The 21,796-nt window shown below is 63.3% G+C and carries 21 protein-coding genes; 7 read left to right on the top strand and 14 right to left on the bottom strand.

What is annotated here, in order from left to right:
• Position 1: 1 nt before the first annotated feature.
• The 5 genes from N430_RS23790 to N430_RS23770 all read left to right on the top strand — a co-directional run bounded on the left by N430_RS23790 (position 2) and on the right by N430_RS23770 (position 3,977).
• The gene (locus tag N430_RS23790; protein ID WP_110639272.1) at positions 2–958 is read left to right on the top strand and encodes a nitronate monooxygenase family protein; all 957 of its coding nucleotides are present in this window, start codon (positions 2–4) and stop codon (positions 956–958) included.
• A gap of 67 nt (positions 959–1,025) precedes the next feature.
• Complete coding sequence (locus N430_RS23785; protein ID WP_110639271.1) at positions 1,026–1,808, top strand: SDR family oxidoreductase; 783 nt, start codon at positions 1,026–1,028, stop codon at positions 1,806–1,808.
• 62 nt (positions 1,809–1,870) lie between these two features.
• Positions 1,871–2,209, top strand: a complete 339-nt coding sequence (locus N430_RS23780; protein ID WP_003255518.1) for a histidine triad nucleotide-binding protein — start codon at positions 1,871–1,873, stop codon at positions 2,207–2,209.
• Positions 2,210–2,275: 66 nt separating this feature from the next.
• Positions 2,276–2,923 carry a 2-polyprenyl-3-methyl-6-methoxy-1,4-benzoquinone monooxygenase gene (coq7, locus tag N430_RS23775; protein ID WP_110639270.1) on the top strand — a complete coding sequence of 216 codons (648 nt, stop codon included), beginning with the start codon at positions 2,276–2,278 and terminating at the stop codon, positions 2,921–2,923.
• 13 nt (positions 2,924–2,936) lie between these two features.
• Entirely contained in the window at positions 2,937–3,977 is a 1,041-nt protein-coding gene (locus N430_RS23770) for a DUF2157 domain-containing protein (protein WP_110639269.1), read from the top strand.
• Positions 3,978–4,020: 43 nt separating this feature from the next.
• Here N430_RS23770 and N430_RS23765 read toward each other — a convergent pair whose 3' ends face one another.
• Entirely contained in the window at positions 4,021–4,443 is a 423-nt protein-coding gene (locus N430_RS23765; protein ID WP_004376171.1) for an OsmC family protein, read from the bottom strand.
• Positions 4,444–4,634: 191 nt separating this feature from the next.
• Between N430_RS23765 and crp the strand changes: the two genes are divergently transcribed.
• Complete coding sequence (gene crp, locus N430_RS23760; RefSeq protein ID WP_054885258.1) at positions 4,635–5,279, top strand: cAMP-activated global transcriptional regulator CRP; 645 nt, start codon at positions 4,635–4,637, stop codon at positions 5,277–5,279.
• Here crp and N430_RS23755 read toward each other — a convergent pair.
• The 4 genes from N430_RS23755 to N430_RS23740 all read right to left on the bottom strand — a co-directional run bounded on the left by N430_RS23755 (position 5,276) and on the right by N430_RS23740 (position 8,630).
• Positions 5,276–5,980 (bottom strand): lipoate--protein ligase family protein, encoded by a 705-nt coding sequence (locus N430_RS23755; RefSeq protein WP_110639268.1) that lies wholly within the window; start codon positions 5,978–5,980, stop codon positions 5,276–5,278. The two genes, crp and N430_RS23755, sit on opposite strands and share 4 nt — an antisense overlap.
• Before the next feature lie 167 nt (positions 5,981–6,147).
• Positions 6,148–6,981, bottom strand: a complete 834-nt coding sequence (trpC, locus tag N430_RS23750; protein ID WP_110639267.1) for an indole-3-glycerol phosphate synthase TrpC — start codon at positions 6,979–6,981, stop codon at positions 6,148–6,150.
• Positions 6,978–8,027 carry an anthranilate phosphoribosyltransferase gene (gene trpD / locus N430_RS23745; RefSeq protein WP_110639266.1) on the bottom strand — a complete coding sequence of 350 codons (1,050 nt, stop codon included), beginning with the start codon at positions 8,025–8,027 and terminating at the stop codon, positions 6,978–6,980. Before trpD ends, trpC begins: the two co-directional genes overlap by 4 nt.
• A gap of 9 nt (positions 8,028–8,036) precedes the next feature.
• Positions 8,037–8,630: an aminodeoxychorismate/anthranilate synthase component II gene (locus N430_RS23740; protein ID WP_054885201.1), complete on the bottom strand. Its 594-nt coding sequence runs from the start codon at positions 8,628–8,630 to the stop codon at positions 8,037–8,039.
• A gap of 375 nt (positions 8,631–9,005) precedes the next feature.
• Between N430_RS23740 and estP the strand changes: the two genes are divergently transcribed.
• Positions 9,006–10,886 carry an esterase EstP gene (gene estP, locus N430_RS23735; RefSeq protein WP_110639265.1) on the top strand — a complete coding sequence of 627 codons (1,881 nt, stop codon included), beginning with the start codon at positions 9,006–9,008 and terminating at the stop codon, positions 10,884–10,886.
• Positions 10,887–11,017: 131 nt separating this feature from the next.
• Here the strand turns inward: estP and trpE are convergent, their stop codons facing one another.
• From trpE to N430_RS23685, 9 genes are all read right to left on the bottom strand, one after another.
• Complete coding sequence (gene trpE, locus N430_RS23725; RefSeq protein WP_110639264.1) at positions 11,018–12,499, bottom strand: anthranilate synthase component I; 1,482 nt, start codon at positions 12,497–12,499, stop codon at positions 11,018–11,020.
• Between the two features lie 70 nt (positions 12,500–12,569).
• Positions 12,570–13,388, bottom strand: a complete 819-nt coding sequence (locus N430_RS23720) for a phosphoglycolate phosphatase (protein WP_110639263.1) — start codon at positions 13,386–13,388, stop codon at positions 12,570–12,572.
• Positions 13,385–14,059, bottom strand: coding sequence for a ribulose-phosphate 3-epimerase (gene rpe / locus N430_RS23715; RefSeq protein WP_027917448.1), 675 nt, complete (start codon positions 14,057–14,059; stop codon positions 13,385–13,387). The genes N430_RS23720 and rpe overlap by 4 nt, the downstream gene beginning before the upstream one ends.
• 176 nt (positions 14,060–14,235) lie before the next feature.
• A complete protein-coding gene (locus N430_RS23710; RefSeq protein ID WP_079226329.1) occupies positions 14,236–15,063 on the bottom strand; it encodes an ABC transporter permease in 828 nt (275 codons plus the stop codon).
• Positions 15,064–15,074: 11 nt separating this feature from the next.
• Positions 15,075–16,322, bottom strand: coding sequence for an ABC transporter permease (locus N430_RS23705; RefSeq protein ID WP_103448737.1), 1,248 nt, complete (start codon positions 16,320–16,322; stop codon positions 15,075–15,077).
• Between the two features lie 60 nt (positions 16,323–16,382).
• Positions 16,383–17,417, bottom strand: coding sequence for an ABC transporter substrate-binding protein (locus N430_RS23700; RefSeq protein ID WP_110639262.1), 1,035 nt, complete (start codon positions 17,415–17,417; stop codon positions 16,383–16,385).
• A 40-nt stretch (positions 17,418–17,457) separates the two neighbouring features.
• On the bottom strand, positions 17,458–18,582 hold the full coding sequence (locus N430_RS23695) for an ABC transporter ATP-binding protein (RefSeq protein ID WP_110639261.1): 1,125 nt from the start codon (positions 18,580–18,582) through the stop codon (positions 17,458–17,460).
• A gap of 140 nt (positions 18,583–18,722) precedes the next feature.
• A complete protein-coding gene (locus N430_RS23690) occupies positions 18,723–19,352 on the bottom strand; it encodes a response regulator transcription factor (RefSeq protein ID WP_103448734.1) in 630 nt (209 codons plus the stop codon).
• Positions 19,353–19,362: 10 nt separating this feature from the next.
• Positions 19,363–21,750, bottom strand: coding sequence for a PAS domain S-box protein (locus tag N430_RS23685; RefSeq protein WP_110639260.1), 2,388 nt, complete (start codon positions 21,748–21,750; stop codon positions 19,363–19,365).
• Positions 21,751–21,796 lie beyond the last annotated feature (46 nt).

Genomic DNA, 21,796 nt, shown 5'->3' with positions numbered 1-21,796 from the left:
CATGTCACTGCCCGCTTCGCTCGAACAACGCCTGCGCTTGCCTGTGGTAGCGGCGCCGATGTTCCTGATCTCCAATCCCCAACTGGTGTTGGCCTGCTGTGGCAGCGGCGTGGTAGGAAGCTTCCCGGCACTGAACCAGCGTGACAGTGCCGGCTTCAAGGCCTGGCTGGAAGAAATCGAGGCAGGCCTGGCACAGTTGCAGGCGCCAGCGCCCTATGCGGTGAACCTGATCGTCCACCCGACCAACCCACGGCTACAGGCCGATCTCGCACTGTGCGTCGAGCACCGCGTACCCATTGTCATCACCAGCCTCGGCGCCGTGAAGGAAGTGGTGGATGCGGTGCATGGCTACGGCGGCCTGGTGTTTCATGATGTCACCACCCGGCGCCACGCGGAGAAAGCCGCCGAAGCTGGGGTCGATGGGCTGATTGCCGTGGCAGCAGGCGCTGGCGGCCATGCCGGTACCTGGAGCCCGTTCGCCCTGGCGGCCGAAATCCGCCAGTTCTTCGACAAGACCCTGCTGCTGGCCGGTTGCATAAACCACGGCCACGAGATTCTCGCCGCGCAGCTGCTCGGTGCCGACCTCGCCTACATGGGCACACGTTTCATTGCCACCCACGAAAGCCATGCCCAAGCGGCCTACAAGCAGATGCTGCTCGACGCCCAAGCCGCAGACATCATCCACACCCCCGCCGTGTCCGGCATCCCGGCCAGCTTCCTGCGCCCCAGCCTGGAACAGGCAGGCTATGACATGGCTGCACTGAAGTCCGGGCACGAGCAGGGCAAGCTCAAGCCGATCGACGATGAAGCCAAGGCCTGGAAAACCGTCTGGTCGGCCGGCCAGGGCGTCGGCGACATCCATGACCTGCCCGCTGCCGCCACACTGATCGAGCGCTTGCACGGCGAGTACCGCACCGCTCTCGAGCGTACCCAAGCCTTGCGCGTCAAGGCCTTGTAGCAAAAGGCAACAACTCGCCTGGCCAGGCTGTACACTAGGCGCCCTCTTCAGCCCCCAGGAGCCTTGCATGACCCGTTACGCCATGATCACCGGAGCTTCCAGCGGCCTGGGCCTGGCCCTGGCGGAAGCCCTGGCACGGCGCGGGCGAAACCTGATTCTGGTGGCACGTCATCGAGAAACACTGGAGCCGGTAGCGCTCGAACTGGCCCAACGCTTCGGCGTCGAAGTGCTACTGCGCGCCTGCGACCTCAGCCAGCCCCTGCGGCTGTCAGGTTTCGTGCTGGAACTGGAAGAAGGCGAACGACGCATCGACCTGTTGGTCAACTGCGCCGGCCAACGCACCTATGGCCCGTTTCTGGCCCACGAATGGGCCGACGAGCAGGACCTGCTGGAGGTCAATATCCTCGCCTTGAGCCGCCTGTGCCACGCCATTGGCAACCTGATGGCGGTGCAAGGTGGCGGGCAGATCCTCAACGTCGCCGGCCTGGCCGCCGTCGCGCCGGGGCCGGGCATGGCCACCTATGCCGCCAGCAAGGCCTATGTGATGAACTTCACCGAAGCGCTGCGTGAAGAGCTCAAGCCCGCCGGCATCAAGGTGTCGGTACTTTGCCCCGGCCCGGTGCGCTCGTCGCGCCGACGCATCCCCAGGCTTGAAGGCAACAGCCGTTGCCTGAGCCCTGAAGAAGTGGCGCTGTACACAGTCCGCGCATTGGCCAAGAACCGCGCAGTGATCATGCCGGTACGCCGCAATCGCTGGTTGGCCTTCGCTCCGCGCCTGCTGCCGCGCTGGCTGACACGCAAGCTGGCCGGCTTCATCCACCGCCGCTACTGCCCGGTCGGCATGGAATAGCCTCTGGGCGAGTGGCGCCCGGCTGAGTACACTCGGCCGACACTCACCATGGAGCACGTGCTGTGGACGATCTATTCCTCAAAATCATCAACCGGGAAATCCCGGCGGATATCATCTATGAAGATGACCAGATCCTGGCCTTCAAGGACATCGCCCCAGCGGCGCCGGTACATTTTCTGGTCATCCCGAAGAAACACATCCGCACCCTCAACGACCTGACCGAAGAGGACAAGGCCCTGGCCGGCCATATCCTGTTCACCGCCCAGCGCCTGGCGGTCGAGCAAGGTTGCGAAGAAGGTTTCCGCGTGGTCATGAACTGCAACCCGAAAGGCGGCCAGACTGTCTACCACATCCATATGCACGTGCTTGGCCAGCGCCAGATGAACTGGCCGCCGGGCTGACCCAAGGCAAGCTCCTCCCAAGCGATTGAGGTAAACTGTCGGGCATCACTTCAGCGGAGGTGCCCGATGGCCACCGAACGTCACTACTCGCCGCTCGACCGCTTGTTGCTGCAGGCCGATACCGCCATGCGCACCTTGCTGCCCTTCAGCGGCCAACCCTCCCGCCCATCGCCGGCGATCATCCAACCGGATACGGAGCTGGACGACGACCAGACCCGCCACATTGCCGGGCTCATGCGTATCAACCACACCGGCGAAGTCTGCGCCCAGGCGCTGTATCAGGGCCAGGCCCTGACCGCCAAGCTGCCGCAAGTGCGCAAGGCCATGGAGCATGCCGCCGAGGAAGAAGTCGACCATCTGGCCTGGTGTGAACAACGCATTCGCCAGCTGGGCAGCCACCCGAGCGTGCTCAACCCGCTGTTCTACGGCATGTCGTTCGGCATCGGCGCCCTCGCCGGCCTGGTCAGCGACAAAGTCAGCCTGGGTTTCGTCGCTGCCACCGAGCATCAGGTGTGCAAGCACCTGGACGAACACCTGGAACAGCTGCCGCAGGAAGACGAGAAATCCCGCGCCATCCTCGAACAGATGCGTGTGGATGAAGAGCAGCACGCCGAATCCGCACTCGAAGCTGGCGGCTATCGCTTCCCGATGCCGGTGCGTTTCGGCATGAGCCTGCTGGCCAAGGTCATGACCAAGAGCACCTACCGTATCTGACAAGGGCGCACACATGACGGACCGTATCGACGCCAAGGACCTGGCGCGCGCTGTGCAAGCCGGCATTCTCCAGCCGGGCCAGGACCTGGCCTTGCTGGAGTTTCTACGCCAGCAGCCAGCTGCCCGGGGCAGTTTTCAGCTTGCCCATGTAGCCTTCTATTTCGGCGCCTTGCTGATCATGGGGGCGATGGGCTGGCTGCTCACCGAAGCCTGGATGAGTATCGGCGATGGGGCCTTGCTGGCAGTCGCCACGCTTTATATCGTCCTGCTCACGTCGTTCGCCCTCAACCTGCAAGGGCGCAAGCAACCGGTTGCCGCCGGTGTACTGGCCGCCGTCGCGGTCAGCATCGTACCGTTGGTCGTGTTCGCCATCGAACGTCTGACGGGCTGGTGGCCACTGGATGATGCGCAAGCGGACTATCACCAGTACTACACCTACGTGCAGGGCGGTTGGCTGCTGATGGAGGCCGCCACGGTGGTTGCCGGGCTGCTGATGCTGCGCCTGATCCCCTACCCCTTCGTGGTGATGCCAATTGCCGTAGCCCTGTGGTTCATGTCGATGGACCTGAGCGAATGGGTGTTTGGCTCGCCCTTCTCCTGGGAACAGCGGCGTACGGTGTCACTGTGGTTCGGGCTCGGTTTGCTGCTGGTGTTCCTGGTCATCGACGGTCGTACCCGCGAGGACTATGCCCATTGGGGCTACCTGGCCGGCCTGGCGGCATTCTGGGGTGGGCTGACGATGATGGACAGCGACAGCGAACTGGGCAAAGCGCTGTATTGCCTGATCAACCTGGGGCTGATGGGCATGGCGGTGCTGTTGCGCCGGCCGGTGTTCATGGTCTTCGGGGCGCTGGGGGTGGCGGCGTATCTGGGGTATCTGTCTTACGAGGTGTTTGCCGAATCGCTGCTGTTCCCGGTGGTGCTGACCTTGATCGGGCTGGGGGTGATCGGCTTGGGGTTGGGGTATCAGAAGCGGCGTGAGCAATTGAGCAAGGCAGTCAGAAGCAGCTTGCCGGAATGGTTGCTGGCTGCCCTGCCTGCCCTGCGCAACTGACAGGAGATCGCCGGGGCTGCACGGCAGCCCCAGAATCCCGGACTCAGCCCAGCTCTACGATTTCATAGCCATGGGTGATTTCAACCCCGGCACGTTCAAGCATGATCGACGCCGAACAGTACTTCTCAGCCGATAGCTCCACCGCACGCTTGACCTGAGCCTCTTTCAGCCCACGCCCTTTGACCACGAAGTTCATGTGGATCTTGGTGAACACCTTCGGGTCTTCACTGGCACGCTCGGCTTCCAGGAACGCTTCGCAGCTTTCCACTGCCTGGCGCGACTTCTTCAGGATGCTCACCACGTCGAAGCTGCTGCAGCCACCGAGGCCGAGCAGGAGCATTTCCATCGGGCGCACGCCCAGGTTGCGGCCACCGGCTTCGGGCGGGCCGTCCATCACCACCACGTGGCCGCTCCCCGACTCACCGAGGAACATCGCTTCACCGGCCCACTGGATGCGTGCCTTCATCTGTCCGTACTCCTGGAATTCGCAAAAGGGTGTCAGCTTAAGCCTTGTATGCCTGTCGGAAAAGCTCAATGCGAGTCGCTTTAGTGTCAAAACTTCCGGCGCTGTCTGATAAGCTGGCGCCAATTGACTGGCGCGTCGCGCCAGCCAAGGTCTAACAAGAGCCTATGCCTCGCATCGAACAGGATTTCGTGATGGTTGCCTCAGCCCTACCCGCCAAGATCAAGAACATCGACAAGCTGCTGGTTCACTGCCAGCGCCGCCGCTACACCGCCAAAAGCAACATCATCTGCGCCGGTGACCGTGCCGAAACGCTGTCGTTCATCATCAAGGGCTCGGTCACCATCCTGATCGAAGACGACGAAGGCCACGAGATGATCATCGCCTACCTCAACAATGGCGACTTCTTCGGCGAGTTGGGCCTGTTCGAGCCGGCCGGTGGCGAGCAGCAGCGCAGCGCCTGGGTACGCGCCAAGACCGAGTGCGAAGTGGCAGAGATCAGCTACGACAAATTCCGCGAACTGGCCCGCCAGGACCCGGAGATTCTCTACGCCCTGGGCAGCCAGATGGCCCAGCGGCTGCGCAACACCACGCGCAAGGTCGGCGACCTGGCCTTCTTCGACGTGACCGGCCGCGTGGCCCGTTGCCTGCTCGACCTGTGCAAGCAACCGGACGCCATGACCCACCCGGACGGCATGCAGATCAAGATCACCCGTCAGGAAATCGGCCGTATCGTCGGTTGCTCGCGGGAAATGGTCGGCCGCGTCCTAAAGGACCTCGAAGAACGCAGCCTGGTACAGGTCAAGGGCAAGACCATGGTGGTCTACGGCACCCGTTAATCCTTGGGCAGCGTTGCCAGCACGTCGCGGTAAGCCAGGGACAGGCGCTCGAACCAGGGCGCCTCGGGCGCCACTTCGTGCAGGGCGATATGGCTGTCGGCGCGACAGCGCTGCTCCAGGTCACAACATTCATTGAAGCGGTTGACCGCCGCGACCATCGACTCGCGCTCGTTGTCCAGCAGCAGCGCGCCATGCACCAACACCACCGGGCGTTTACCACCCAGGCCCTGGCGCCAGCGCTGGGCCGTGCCGACCAGCTTGCGGCCATTGAGGTTGACGTTGTAACGGCCATCGCAGAAGGCACCGTCGATTTCACCCACCGACGCAACGCCGCCCCACTCGCGCAGCACATCGCACAATGGCAGGCACAGGCGTTCGTAGGCGCTTTCGATACGGCCATGGTCGCCTTCACTGCGCGGGGCCACGTAGACCAGCGCAACGTTCACCGTCGCGTGCGACTGCGGCACCGGCTCACCACCGGTTTCACGCAGCAGGACCGGCCAGCCGGCAATCGCCAGCTCCGAACAGGCGGCTTCGAAGTTGTCCAGGCGGCTCATGCGGCGCGGCATGACCAGGGCGTGATCGGTGGGGCGCCAGAACAGTACGCCGCAATCACGCTCGCCGCGGCAGACGGCAGCCAGCAGCTCCTGCTCGGCATGCAGGCCCTGTTCAACGGTGAGGGCCAGGGGTTGATCGGTCATTGATCCACCTTTGATGTTGGGTTGACCGGCCTCTTCGCGGGCAAGCCCGCTCCCACAGGTACAGCGCAGCCCTGAAGATTGTGGGTTCCCTGTGGGAACGGGCGTGCCCGCGAAGAGGCCAGAACAGGCATACAAAAAAGCCGGCATAAAGCCGGCTTGGTTTTCGATCAGTCCAGAGGCTGAACAGTCTTCTTCACCTGATCCGGGAAGAACAACCGCTGCAGTTCCAGCCCCGGCTGCGGGGCGCGCATGAACGCCTCACCGACCAGGAACGAGTAGACCTCGTTGATCTCCATCAGCTCGACATCGGCGCGGTTGAGAATTCCGCTCTCGGTAATCGCCAGGCGGTCACGTGGAATGCGTGGCAGCAGGTCGAGGGTGGTTTCCAGGCTGACTTCGAAGGTGTGCAGGTTGCGGTTGTTCACCCCCACCAGCGGCGTATCGAGGGTCTTCAGCGCACGCTCCAGCTCATCGCCGTCATGCACCTCGACCAGCACGTCGAGGCCGACATCCTTGGCCACCGAGGCCAGTTCCGCCATTTTCACATCATCCAGCGCCGATACGATCAGCAACACGCAGTCAGCACCCAAGGCGCGAGCTTCGACGATCTGGTATGGGTCGACCATGAAGTCCTTGCGGATCACCGGCAGCGAAACCGCCGCGCGGGCCTGCTGCAGGTACTCGTCTGCGCCCTGGAAGTAATCGACATCGGTCAGCACCGACAGGCAGGTCGCCCCGCCTTTCTCGTAGCTGACGGCGATGTCCGCCGGCACGAAGTTCTCGCGGATCACGCCTTTACTTGGCGAAGCCTTCTTGATTTCGGCGATCACCGCCGGCTGCTTGCGCTTGGCCTGCTCGATCAGCGCATTGGCAAAGCCACGCGGGGCATCGGCTACCTTGGCCAGGCGCTCCAGTTCGGCAAGGCTGATGCGTGCGCTGCGCTCGGCCACTTCCTGGAACTTGCGGGCGATGATCCTTTCCAGCACCGTCGGCACACTCATGCTTCGTTCTCCACCTTGAATACTGCAGTAAAGGCGCCCAGTTCCTGCAGCTTCTCCCAGGCCAGCCCGGTGTGCAGTACATCGTGGGCCAGTTCCACGCCAGCCTTCAGGCTCATGGCATGGTCAGCGGCATACAGCGCCGCGCCGGCATTGAGCACGATCATTTCGGCGGCCTTCTGGCCGTTTTCGGTCTTGCGCCGGCCCAGGGCATCGCGGATCAACTCCAGCGACGCCTGTGGGTTTTCAACCGCCAGGCCATGCAGGCTCTGGCTCTTCATGCCGAGGTCTTCGGGTTCGACCCAATACTCAGTGATCTCGTCGTTCTTCAGCTCGGCGACAAAGGTTGGCGCAGCCAGGCTGAACTCGTCCAGGCCATCCTTCGAATGCACCACCAGTACATGCTTGCTGCCCAGGCGCTGCAGCACCTCGGCCAGTGGACGGCACAGCGCCTGAGTGAACACGCCGACTACCTGGTGCTTCACACCGGCCGGATTCGTAAGCGGGCCGAGCATGTTGAACAGGGTACGCAGCCCCAGATCACGACGCGGGCCAGCGGCGTGCTTCATGGCGCTGTGATGGCTCTGGGCGAACATGAAGCCAATCCCCAGGCTGTCGATGCAGCGGGCGACCTGGGTCGGGGTCAGGTTCAGGTAGATGCCTGCGGCTTCCAGCAGGTCGGCGCTGCCGCTCTTGCCCGATACCGCGCGGTTGCCATGCTTGGCCACAGTGCAGCCAGCGGCAGCGAGGACGAACGACGACGCGGTGGAAACGTTGAAGATGTTGGCGCCATCCCCCCCCGTACCGACGATGTCGACCACGCCATCAAGATTTTTCAGTTCGACCTTGTCGGCCAGCTCGCGCATCACCGAGACCGCGCCGACGATCTCGTCGATGCTCTCGCTCTTCATGCGCATGCCCATCAGGAAGGCGCCGATCTGCGCTTCGCTGCACTGGCCGGTCATGATCTGGCGCATGACATCGCGCATTTCATCGGTGCTGAGGTCCAGGTGGCCGACGATGCGGCTCAACGCACTCTTGATATCCATGATCGATCCTTAGCGGCGGCCGCCGGTCTGCTTGAGGAAGTTGGCGAACAGCTCGTGGCCCTGCTCGGTGAGGATGGACTCGGGGTGGAACTGCACCCCTTCGATGTTCAAGGTCTTGTGGCGCAGGCCCATGATCTCGTCGACCGAACCGTCTTCATGGGCAGTCCAGGCGGTGACTTCCAGGCAATCCGGCAGGGTTTCGCGCTTGACCACCAGGGAGTGGTAGCGGGTCACCGTGAGCGGGTTGTTGAGCTCGGCGAACACCCCGAGGTCGCGGTGATGCACCGGGCTGGTCTTGCCGTGCATGACCTGACGGGCACGCACCACATCACCGCCAAAGGCCTGGCCGATCGACTGGTGCCCCAGGCATACGCCGAGGATCGGCAGCTTGCCGGCAAAATGCAGGATGGCTTCGATGGACACGCCTGCTTCGCTCGGCGTGCACGGGCCAGGGGAAACGACGATGCGCTCGGGGTTGAGGGCTTCGATTTCGGCGATGGTCATTTCGTCATTGCGAATGACCTTGACCTCGGCACCCAGCTCGCCAAGGTACTGAACGACGTTGTAAGTGAATGAGTCGTAATTGTCGATCATCAGTAACATCGGGCTAAACCTCTTGAATCTACTGACTTCAAAAAACGAACCTTCCTACACCAGCCACAGGCACGGTTTGACCACAAAGGGCGGTCGCTAAACGGACAGGAAGGCAAACGGGGGCGGGCCGGACGGGCCGGCAGGAGATAAAGTCAGGCGCGCCAACGCCAACGGGCGTGGGCCTTGATAACGCGCATCAAGAGTTTGCTGACGATCAACACAGGATAGGTCTCGCTCATACTTGCACGCACAGTAGCCTACCGGGGCGGCGGGCGCAATATGCCCGTAAACACGGGGAAACGAATGGACTTGGGAGGGATGCAAAGCGATTTGCTAAGGTCGAGCAGCTACTCCTCATAAAAACAATGAATAGGATGTTCAACGATGCGAAAAGCACCCTGGGTGAGGTTTACCCTCGCCTCTCTGGCCTTGGCCTGCAGCCAGGCCTTCGCCGCCCCTTCCCCTTACTCCACGTTGATCGTGTTTGGCGACAGCCTCAGTGATGCCGGGCAGTTTGGTGGCGCACGCTTCACCAACCGCGATGCCAATGGCGACTATGCCCCGGTGTCGCCGATGATCCTCGGCGGTCGGCTAGGCGTAGACCCAACAGCGCTCGGCCCCTCCACCTCACCCGTCAACCCGTTGTTGGGGATTGCCGATGGCAACAACTGGGCGGTCGGCGGCTACACCACCCAGCAGATCCTGGATTCGATTACCAGCACGTCCGAGACGATCATCCCGCCGGGGCGCCCCGGTGCCGGGCAGGTATTGCGTGAAAAGCCGGGCTATCTGGCCAACGGCCTGCGCGCCGACCCCAATGCCCTGTATTACCTGACCGGTGGCGGAAACGATTTCCTGCAAGGCCTGGTAAATAGTCCGGCCGACGCCGTGGCAGCCGGCGCCCGCCTGGCCGCCAGTGCTCAGGCCCTGCAGCAAGGCGGCGCCCGCTACATCGTGGTCTGGCTGCTGCCCGACCTCGGGCAAACCCCGAACTTCAGCGGCACACCACAGCAGGGTCCCCTGTCGCTGCTGTCCGGCGCATTCAACCAGTCGCTGCTCAGCCAACTGAGGCAGATCGATGCCGAAATCATCCCCCTGAACATTCCCGTGCTACTGAGCGAGGCATTGTCCAGCCCCAATCAGTTCGGCCTGGCTACCGGCCAGAACCTGGTTGGCACCTGCTACAGCGGCGAAGGGTGCGTGGAAAACCCGATCTACGGCATCAACGGCATAACGCCAGATCCGACCAAACTGCTGTTCAATGACTCGGTACACCCGACCATTGCTGGCCAGCAACTGATTGCCGACTACGCCTACTCGATCATCTCTGCCCCCTGGGAGCTGACGCTGCTGCCAGAAATGGCCCACGCCAGCCTGCGTGCGCACCAGGACGAACTGCGCAACCAGTGGCAGACACCCTGGCAGGCCGTCGGCCAATGGCAGGCCTTCGTCAGCACCGGTGGGCAGGATCTGGACTTCGATGACCAGCGCAGTGCTGCCAGCGCTGATGGCCACGGCTACAACCTGACCCTGGGCGGCAGCTACCGGCTCAATGATGCCTGGCGCCTGGGTCTGGCCGGCGGTGTGTACCGGCAGAAGCTGGAGGCCGGTGAACAGGACTCGGACTACAAGCTCGACAGTTACCTGGCCAGTGCCTTCGCCCAGTTCCGTCAGGACCGCTGGTGGGCCGACGCCGCACTGAGCGCCGGTCATCTGGATTACCACGACCTCAAGCGCACCTTCGCGCTTGGCGTCAACGACCGCAGCGAGAAGGGCGACACCGACGGCGAGGCCTGGGCCGTGACGGCCCGGCTGGGCTACAACCTGGCGGCCGACAAAAGTCGCTGGCAACTGGCACCGTTTATCAGTGCGGATTATGCGCGGGTGAAGGTCGATGGCTATAACGAGAAAAGCGGGCGCTCGACGGCACTGGGCTTCGATGATCAGGAGCGGACTTCACGGCGCCTGGGCGTTGGGCTGCTAGGTAGCGTGCAGGTACTGCCGAGCACCCGGCTGTTCGCCGAGGTGGCGCAGGAGCATGAGTTCGAGGATGACCAGCAGGATGTGACCCTGCACCTGACGACGTTGCCGGCGAATGACTTCACGTTGACCGGGTATACACCGCACAGTGATCTGACTCGGGCGAGCCTGGGGGTGACTCATGAACTGGTGGCGGGGGTGCATCTGCGCGGTAACTACAACTGGCGCAAGAGTGATGAGTTGACTCAGCAAGGTGTCAGCCTTGGAGTCAGCGTGGACTTCTAAATCATTGGGGCCGCTTTGCGCCCCTTCGCGGGCAAGCCCGCTCCCACAGGATTTGCGCAAGCCTTGAGGCATATGCAATCACTGTGGGAGCGGGCTTGCCCGCGAAGGGCTGCAAGGCAGCCCCAATCGATTTACTTGGCGGTAGTCTGCTCAGCCAGCGCCACGGCACGGAACATTGCCCGGCGCTTGTTGATGGTCTCTTCCCACTCCAGCGCCGGCACCGAGTCGGCAACGATGCCGCCACCGGCCTGCACGTGCAGTTCGCCGTCCTTGATCACCGCAGTGCGGATGGCAATCGCGGTATCCATGTTGCCGTTCCAGGCGAAGTAACCGACCGCACCACCGTAAACGCCACGCTTGACTGGCTCCAGCTCGTCGATGATCTCCATGGCGCGGATCTTCGGCGCACCCGACAAGGTGCCCGCCGGCAAGATTGCCCGCAGCGCATCCATCGCAGTCAGGCCTTCACGAAGTTGGCCGGTCACGTTGGACACAATGTGCATCACGTTCGAGTAGCGCTCGATCACCATCTTCTCGGTCAGGCGCACGCTACCGGTCGAAGATACCCGGCCCACATCGTTGCGACCCAGATCGATCAGCATCAGGTGCTCGGCGATCTCTTTGTCGTCCGACAGCAGGTCGTCTTCCAGCGCACGGTCGGCTTCTTCGGTAGCTCCACGCGGGCGGGTACCGGCGATCGGGCGCACAGTGACCAGGTTGTCTTCCACCCGCACCAGTACTTCTGGCGAGCTGCCGACCACATGGAAGTCGCCGAAGTTGAAGAAGTACATGTACGGCGTCGGGTTGAAGCAGCGCAGCGCGCGGTACAGGTCGATGGGAGCTGCCTTGAAGTCGATCGACATGCGCTGCGACGGCACGACCTGCATGCAGTCGCCGGCGAGGATGTATTCCTTGATACGGCCGACCGCATTCTCGTAATCATCACGGGTGTAGCTGGAACGGAATTCCGGTTCGGCAGCCATCGGCCCGCTCAGGTCCAGACCACGGCGAGGGGTGATAGGCTGGCGCAGTTTCTCCAGCAGGCCTTGCAGGCGTGCCTGGCCTTGCTCGAAGGCCTGCTCTTCTGCCGGGTCGACCAGCACGATGGCGTGCATCTTGCCCGCCAGGTTGTCGAACACCACCACCGCGTCGGAGACCATCAACAGGATGTCCGGTACGCCCAGCGGGTCCGGGTTCGGGCTGGCACCCAGGCGCTTCTCGACATAGCGCACGCAGTCATAGCCGAAGTAGCCGACCAGGCCGCCATTGAAACGCGGCAGGCCAGGGATGTCGGCGACCTTGTAGCGGTCCTTGAAGCTTTCGACGAAGGCCAGCGGGTCCTCTACGTCGTGGCTTTCCACTTCCACGCCATCCTGCAGGATGCTCACGTGGTAGCCATGCACGCGCATCACGGTACGCGACGGCAGGCCGATCATCGAGTAACGGCCCCACTTCTCGCCACCCTGCACGGACTCGAGCAGGTAGGAGTTGGCTTGGTCGGCCAGTTTCAGATAGATAGACAGCGGCGTGTCGAAGTCGGCCAGGGTTTCACAGGCCAAAGGGATGCGGTTATAGCCGGTAGCGGCCAGGCGCAGGAATTCTTCGCGGGTCATGGGTAGCCTCGTGGCAAGCAGCAATGGGGTCGGGCAAGCGGACGGGCCGGCAGGCGCCGGCGGGCATAAGTCAGGCGCGCCAGCGCCAACGGGCCAGGGCCTTGATGACTTTCATCCAGAATTTGCCAGTGACCGCCACGGTGGACTCTCTGTCTTGGGAGGCTTGAAGGTCCGCCAACGTTATCCCAGTGGCCGGGTCTGCGCAACCGGGCAGCAGCGCCCGCAGGTCGTCGACCACCAGGCTGGGGGACTCCTCGGTGATCGGCCGGCCATGGTTATAGCCATAGGTGAGGCCCACACATTGCACGCCGGCCGCCTTGGCCGCCAGCACATCGCTGCGCGAATCGCCGACGAACAGCGACTGTTGCGGGCTGACACCGGCCATCTGCATGACGAACAACAGCGCTGCCGGGTCAGGCTTTTTCTGCGGCAAGGTATCGCCGCCGATGATCCAGCGGAAATAGCGGCCGATCTTCATCTGGTCCAGCAACGGCGCAACGAAGCGCTCCGGCTTGTTGGTGATCAGCGCCATTTCCACGCCCTGCTTCTGTAGCCAGCGCAGGGTGTCTTTCACACCGGGGTAGAGCACGGTGAGCGCGTGGCTTTCGGCATAGGCATCCATGAACAGCGCCAGACCTTTTTCGGCCAGCGCGTCGTCCACGGCATCATGCTCGATGCCACCGGCCAGAGCGCGGCGCACCAGCACCTGGGCGCCGTTGCCAACCCAGTGGCGCACCGCTTCAAGGCCAGCGGGTGGGCGCCCCAGTTCGAGCAGCATGCGGTCCACGGCGACAGCCAGGTCGGGTACCGAGTCGATCAGGGTACCGTCCAGATCGAACATCACCAGCCTGGGCAGCGTCCCCGGGAACAGCTGCTCGAAGCCACTCATGGGCGGGCCTGGGCCAGTTCGGCGCGCATCTTGGCGATGACTTCCTGGTAGTCCGGGGCGTTGAAGATCGCCGAGCCAGCCACGAAGGTGTCAGCGCCAGCGGCGGCGATTTCGCGGATGTTGTTGACGTTGACGCCGCCGTCGATCTCCAGACGGATGTCACGGCCGCTGGCATCGATCAGTGCACGGGCTTCACGCAGCTTGTCCAGAGTACCAGGGATGAACTTCTGCCCGCCGAAGCCTGGGTTGACGCTCATCAGCAGGACCATGTCGACCTTGTCCATCACATACTTCAGGGCGTCCAGGCTGGTGGCCGGGTTGAACACCAGGCCGGCCTTGCAGCCGCCGTCCTTGATCAGTTGCAGCGAACGGTCGATGTGCTGCGAGGCTTCCGGGTGGAAGGTGATGTAGGTGGCGCCGGCCTCGATGAAGTCGCCGATGATGCGGTCGACCGGGCTGACCATCAGGTGCACGTCGATCGGCGCGGTCACGCCGTACTTGCGCAGCGCGGTGCAGACCATCGGGCCAATGGTCAGGTTGGGTACGTAGTGGTTGTCCATGACATCGAAGTGGACGATGTCGGCACCCGCGGCCAAAACCTTGTCGACGTCCTCGCCCAGACGGGCGAAATCGGCAGAGAGAATGGAGGGGGCAATAGCGTAGGGCTGCATGGCGCACCTGTTGGCAGAATCACGGTGGCGCGCATTGTAACTCAGGGAAGCGGATCGGGGCTGATTAGCATCAACCTGTTCCGGCCTCTTCGCGGTTAAAGCCGCTCCCACAAGGGGTATGCAATTCCTGTGGGAGCGGCTTTAGCCGCGAAGAGGCCGGTACAGACAACACAGCATCAGGCAGGCTGTTGAGTCCTGAGTTTCTCACTACGCCCGCGCAGCCACTCCAGGGTCAGCAACAACACAACAGAGAAGGCAATCAGCAAGGTTGCCGCAGCCGCAATGGTCGGGCTGAGGTTCTCGCGAATGCCGCTGAACATCTGCCGCGGCAGGGTCGCCTGCTCCGGGCCGGCAAGGAACAGCGTCACCACCACTTCGTCGAACGACGTGGCGAAGGCGAACAGCGCCCCCGAGATTACCCCGGGGGCAATCAGCGGCAAGGTCACCCGACGGAAGGTCAGCAACGGCGAGGCACCCAGGCTGGCCGCCGCACGTACCAGGTTGTAGTTGAAGCCCTGCAAGGTCGCCGACACGGTGATGATGACGAACGGCACACCCAGCACCGCATGCACCAGGATCAGCGAGATGAAGCTGTTGCCCAGGCCCAGCGGGGCGAAGAACAGGTAGCTGGCCACACCGATGATCACCACCGGCACCACCATCGGCGAAATCACCAGCGCCATCACCAGCGACTTGCCCGGGAAATCACCACGGGTCAGGCCGATCGACGCCAGAGTGCCAAACACCATGGCCAGTACCGTGGCCGCCGGGGCGACGATGATGCTGTTCTTCAGCGCCCGCATCCACTCGGCCGAGGCGAAGAAGTCGTGGTACCACTGCAGCGAAAAGCCCTGCAGCGGGTACACCAGGAAGCTGCCACTGTTGAACGACAACGGCACGATCACCAGCACCGGCAATACCAGGAACAGCAGGATCAGACCGCAGAGGATGCGCAGGGTGTAGAACCACACCCGCTCGACGGGCGACATGTAGGGGCTCAGCATCTCAAGGCTCCTCAGCTCAGGCGCAGGCGGCTGGCGCCGACCAGCCAGCTATAGATCAGGTACAGCAGCACGGTCGCCAGCAGCAGCAGCCCACCCAGGGCGGTTGCCATGCCCCAGTTGATGCTGGTGTTGGTGTAGAAGGCGACGAAGTAGCTGACCATCTGGTCGTTCGGGCTGCCGAGCAGCGCCGGGGTGATGTAGTAGCCGATGGCCAGGATGAACACCAGCAGGCAACCGGCACCCACACCGGCGTAGGTCTGCGGGAAGTACACCCGCCAGAAGCTGGCGAACGGGTGGCAGCCCAGCGAGATCGCCGCACGCATGTAACTCGGCGAAATGCCTTTCATCACGCTGTACAGCGGCAGGATCATGAACGGCAGCAGGATGTGCACCATCGAGATGTACACGCCGGTGCGGTTGAACACCAGCTCCAGCGGCTGGTCGATGATGCCCATCGCCATCAGCGCGCTGTTGATCAAACCGCCGGACTGCAGCAGCACGATCCATGCGGCCACCCGCACCAGGATCGAGGTCCAGAACGGCAACAGCACCAGGATCATCAGCAGGTTGCTCTGCCGGGTCGGCAGGTTGGCCAGCAGGTAGGCCAACGGATAGGCCAGTACCAGGCAGATGGCGGTGATCACCACACCCATCCACAGGGTGCGGGCAAAGATATCCAGGTAGATGGCCTGGTCGGGGGTGGCCTTGGCCAGCTCGCCGAGGTCATCGATACGGTGGTCGAGCGAAGCCAGCAGGTAGAACGAGGTCACCGAACTGGTATTGCGGCGGATCGCCTGCCAGTAGGCCGGGTCGCCCCAACGCTCGTCGAGTGCCTGCAAGGCATCTTTATAAGAAGCAGGCTCGGCCTTGAACGGCAACGCACGTGCAGTCTTGGCCAACAGGCTGCGGTAGCCGGCCAGCTCCATGTTCAGGCGCTTGGAGAGGTCGCCGAGGGTCTGGTTCTTGCGCGATTCGGCCAGGTCCTGGCTCAACGCCTTGTAGACGTCTTCGCCGGGCAGGCTCTTGCCGTCCCACTGGCTGATCACCTCGACCGTGCGCGGCAAACCGCCGACCACTTCCGGGTTGCCGACGCTCTTGTACAGCAGCGCCGCGATCGGCACCAGGAATACCAGCAGAAGAAACAGCGCCAGCGGCGCGATCAACGCCTGCGCCTTCCAGCGGTTGACCCGCTCGGCATGCTTGAGGCGCTGCTTGAGGCTTGGACCTGCGCCTTCGTTGAGGGGCACTGCAATGGCCATGGCGAACTCCGCGATACAGGCTGAAATTGGGGCCGCATGGCGGCCCCGCTTCCCGGTTTCTTACTTCTTCGCCGCCCAGGCGTTGAAGCGTTGCTCCAGCTGCTCGCTGTTGTCGGCCCAGAAGGCCACGTCGATCTGCACCTGGTTGGCGATGTTCTCAGGCGTGGTCGGCATGTCCTTCTTCACCGCATCGGCCAGCAGCGGTACGGCCTTGGAGTTGGCCGGGCCGTAGGCGATGTTCTCGGAGTAGGTCTTCTGTTGCTCCGGCTGCACGGTGTAGGCGATGAACTTCTTCGCTTCTTCCACATCCTTGGCGCCTTTCGGGATCGCCCAGGCGTCGAAGTCGTAGATACCGCCGTTCCAAACCACCTTGAGGTTGCTCTCTTTCTGCACTGCAGCGATGCGGCCGTTGTAGGCCGAGCTCATGACCACGTCACCCGAGGCCAGGTACTGTGGCGGCTGGGCGCCGGCTTCCCACCACTGGATGCTCGGCTTGAGTTCGTCGAGCTTCTTGAAGGCGCGGTCCACGCCCTCCTTGGTGCCCAGCACCTGATACACATCCTTCGGCGCAACGCCGTCGGCCATCAGGGCGAACTCCAGGGTGTACTTGGCGCCCTTGCGCAGGCCACGCTTGCCCGGGAATTTCTTGGTGTCCCAGAAGTCAGCCCAGCTGGTGGGTGCAGTGTTGAGCTTGTCGGCGTTGTAGGCCAATACCGTGGACCAGACGAAGAAACCCACGCCGCATGGCTGGATGGCGCCCTTCACGTAATCGGACTCGTTGCCGAACAGCGCCGGGTCGAGCTCTTCGAACATGCCTTCGTCGCAACCACGTGCCAGCTCTGGCGACTCCACCTCCACCAGGTTCCACGACACGCTGTTGGTGTCGACCATGGCTTTGACCTTGGCCATTTCACCGTTGTACTCGCCAGCGACGATCTTGCCCTTGCCGGCCTTCTCCCATGGTTCGTAGAACGCCTTGACCTGGGCCGCCTTGTTGGCACCGCCGAAGGAAACCACGGTCAGGTCCGCCGCCATGGCCTGGCCAGCGACGCACAGGCCGAGGGCCAGGGCGGTCAGTTTCAACTGCTTGCGCATTATTATTCTCTCCACAGTACAGGGTTGGTGAAGCAATCCATCAGTGGGCTTCGGCAATCGGATCGAGCGCGCGGGCGTGCTCCACCTCCCAGCCCAGCGGTACCACATCGCCCACGGCCAGCGCCGGATCGAGCTCGGCGATCGGCTGCTTCACGAAGAAGTCAGCCTTGCCGCAGACTTCCAGGCGAACCCGTACGTGGTCGCCCAGGTAGATGAACTCGGCCACGCGGCCGGAGAAGCGGTTGACGCAGCTTTCGCTATGGCCGTTGAGGCGCACGCGCTCGGGGCGCACCGACAGGGTCACCGGCTCGCCGGCCTGGCCGACGTTCACTGCCAGCGCCTCGACCCGCTCGCCGCGGGCCAGTTGCACCTGGCAACGCTTGCCATCGCTGGCCAGCAGGGTGCCGTTGATGCGGTTGTTCTCGCCGATGAAGTTGGCGACGAAGGTGTTGCAGGGTTCTTCATAGAGGGTGCGCGGGTCGGCGATCTGCTGGATCTCGCCCTGGTGGAACACCGCCACGCGGTCGGACATGGTCAGCGCCTCGCCCTGGTCGTGGGTCACGTAGACCACGGTCACCCCCAGGCGCTGGTGGATGTGCTTGATCTCCATCTGCATGTGTTCACGCAGCTGCTTGTCGAGGGCGCCCAGCGGTTCGTCCATCAGCACCAGCTGAGGTTCGAACACCAGTGCCCGTGCCAGGGCCACACGCTGCTGCTGGCCACCGGAAAGCTGGCCAGGGTAGCGCTTGGCGAAGGCATCGAGCTGGACCATGTTCAGCACCCGCTTGACCCGCTCGCTGATGTCGGTCTTGCTCAGGCCGCGTACGGTCAGCGGGAATGCCAGGTTCTCGGCCACGGTCATGTGCGGGAACAGCGCGTAGTTCTGGAACACCATGCCGATGTCGCGTTTGTGCGGCGGCACGTTGTTGATCGAGCGCCCGGCCAGCTGGATCTCACCGGCGGTGGGAGTTTCGAAGCCTGCCAGCATCATCAGGCTGGTGGTCTTGCCCGAGCCGGAGGGGCCGAGCAGGGTGAGGAATTCACCCTTGCGAATATCCAGGTTGAGGTCTTTGACGATCAGCGATTCGCCGTCGTAGCTCTTCTGCACACCACGGAAGCTGACCAGCGTCTCGCTGGTGGCAGCGTTCGTATTCGCCTCGCTCATGCCTGCACCTTCTTGTTGGAATGACTGCGTAGGCAAAAGAGTAGAAGAGCCGCAAGCGCCCGGAAATCGGCAGTGCTGAGAGAATGCCATCATCCCGCTGGAAGATTTGTTGTAGGGCAATCCCTACAAGGATGTCGCAATCAGACCAGCTTGTGCTCCATGGCGTACTTCACCAGCTCCGCCAGCGAATTGACCTTGAGCTTCTGCATCAGCCTGGCCTTGTGGGTGCTGATGGTCTTGCTCGACAGTGCCAGCTGTTGGGCGATGTCGTTGACGTTGGCGCCCTGGGCCAGGCGCTCGAACACCGAGAACTCGCGTTCCGACAGCAGCGTGTGCAGTGGCCGGCTCTCGGTCAGGCCCACCTCGAAAACCATGCGGTCGGCCAGTGCCGGGTCGATATAGCGCCCGCCACCTGCCACCCGGCGAATCGCCGTGAGCAACAGGGCCGGGTCGCTGTCCTTGGTCGCATAGCCCGCAGCGCCAGCTTTCAGCGCACGGGCCGCCATCTGCGCCTCATCGTGCATCGACAGCATCAGGATCGCCGGGGCATCGTTCAGCGCGCGTATGCGCGGGATCGCCTCCAGGCCATTCACCCCCGGCATGGAGATATCCAGCAACACCACCTCGCAAGGTGTATGGCGCAAGGTCTCGAGCAATTGCTCGCCATTCCCGGCCTCCCCCGCCACCTGCATGTCCTTGGCCAGGCCGATCAACTGCTTGATGCCTTCCCGGACAATGGTGTGGTCTTCGGCCACCAGCACTCGAATCACGCTCGCTCTCCTACTCCAAGGGAATGGCCACGCTCAGGCTGGTGCCCTCGCCTGGTTCACTGTCCAACGCCATGCTGCCACCGAGCATCAGCACCCGCTCACGCACGCCGACCAGGCCGAATGATGTGGGCCTGGGCTGGTCCCGGCAAAATCCGCTGCCATCGTCGCTGACGGTCATGCGCAGTTGCCCGTCCTCACGCACCAGCTCGATCTCCACGCTGTGCGCCTGCGCATGGCGCATCACGTTGGTCAACGCCTCCTGCAGGATGCGGAACAGGCCGGTGGCCTTGGCATCGCTCAATGCTGGCAGATTATCCGGTACCTGTACCAGACAGGGTATCTGCGTGCGCGCTTCGAAGCGCCGCGCCTGCCATTCGATGGCCGAGGCGATGCCCGCGTCGAGGATCGGTGGACGCAGCGCGGTGGCAACGTCGCGCACCAGCTGGAACAGCTGGGCGATCAGGCGCTTCATGCTGCCCAGGCGCTCGTGCAGGCCAGGATCCAGCTCGGCAAAGGCCAGCTCGCACATCGACACTTCCAGTTTGAGCACGGTCAGCATCTGCCCCAGTTCATCGTGCACTTCGCGGGCGATGCGGGCCTTTTCTTCTTCGCGCACGCTCTCCAGGTGTGCCGACAGCTCGCGCAGTTGCTCCTGCGACTGGGCCAACGCCAGCTCGGCGCGCTTGCCTTGGGTGATGTCCCAGACGATACCGTCCCAGGCCACCCGGCCATTGGGCAAACGCCGGGCACTGGCCTTGATGTCGGCCCAGCGTTGCTCACCCTGGCGGGTAAGGATGCGCCCTTGCCACGACCAGTCCTGATCGCTGGCAATGGCCAGATCCTGCACCTGGTGATAGTCGGCCCGATCGTCTGGGTGAACGAGATTGCGCAAACCCATCAGCGGGTGCTGGATCTGCGCGGGCGTGTAGCCGACCAGTGCCTCGCTGCCCTCGCTGATGTAGGGAAATTCCGGTTCACCTTCTGCAGGCGCCGGTTCAAGGCGGAACACCAGGCCCGGGACGTTGCCGGCGATGCCCTTGAGCCGCGCCTCGCTTTCGCGCAAGGCCGCCAGGGCGCGATGGCGTTCGGTGACATCGGCGAGGTACACCACCAGGTATTCGGCATCGCGAAAACGCAGGAAGCTGAGCGACAGTTCCACCGGGAGCAAGCTGCCATCGGCGCGCCGACATTGGGTTTCGAATTGCCGAGCACCGCCATCGCCAGCACGGGCGCCCTTCCACAGTTCGAGCCAGCGGTCCATGGTCAGGTTCGGCTCGAAGTCGATCAGCGGGCGCTCCAGCAGCTCGGCCTCGGCATAGCCAAGCATGCCCTCTACCGCATGGTTGGCGTAGCGCACATGGCTGTCCCAGTTGACCCAGAGAATACCCACCGTGCTTTGATCGATGGCGAACTGGCTCAGGCGCAGCGCCTCTTCGCGCCCCTGCCGCTCGGTCAGGCTTTCCCGCGTGGCCAGGAGGCTGCGTTCCAGCTGGCGTTGCTGCCGACGCTGCCACACCAGCGTGGCCAGGGCACACAGCAGCAACATGCCGAACAGCAAGGCCAGGTTCTGCCAGAAGCCCGGCGACTCGCTCAAGCGTGGGTATTTGGGCTGCAACCAACGCTGGTGAAGTTGCTCCAGCTCCTTGGCCGGCATGGCCTGCAGCCCGCGTTCGAGCACATCGGCAAGCACCGGCCAATCGCGTCGCGAACCCACCCGCAGCAATTGCGGCAAGCCGATATCACCCACCACCACCAGCTCGGCGAACTCACTTTCCCGTGACAGCCGACTCAGCTGTGCCTCATCTAGCACGGCGTAACTGGACTGGCCACCGACTACCAGTTGCAAGGCCTCGCGCTCGCTGGGCACGCCCTGCAGATTGAGGCCGCTGTAATTGCCGCGCAAATAGTCGGCAAGGGCACTGGGCATGCGCACCGCGACGCGGGTTTGCGCATCGAGCTTTTCCAGCTCTACCGCCATCGCCCCAGTACGCGGCCCCACCACCAACTGCGGTACGCGCATGTAAGGGTCGCTGAACAGCCACAGGCGCAGGCTGGCCGGTGTTTGCGTCAGACCCGGGGCGAAATCGATCTCCCCCGCTTGCAAGGCATGCTCCAGGCTGCCCTGGTCGGTGAAGTTGCGCCAGGTGAGGTCCAGGCCGAGTGCTTGCCCCAGCCAATTCACCAGCTCGACATTGGCGCCATAAAGCTGCTGCAGGCGGCGGTCGAATTGCGCGTAAGGCGCCTGCAGCACCAGGCCGACACGCAAGTTGCGATGGCTATCGAGCCATTGCTGCTGGGCCGGCTCCAACGTCACCGTTGGCGGCACTTGCGGCCGCGCCAAGGCGATCAAGGGCAGGCACAACCAGCCGATAACCAACAGGCGATGCAATCGCTTCATCTACACGCTCGTCTTGGCAAGGGCGACCATACAGCATGGCCGCCGC

The sequence above is a fragment of the Pseudomonas sp. CC120222-01a genome (assembly GCF_003097235.1).
Lineage (GTDB): Bacteria > Pseudomonadota > Gammaproteobacteria > Pseudomonadales > Pseudomonadaceae > Aquipseudomonas.
This window is presented reverse-complemented; position numbering and strand designations above follow the sequence as displayed.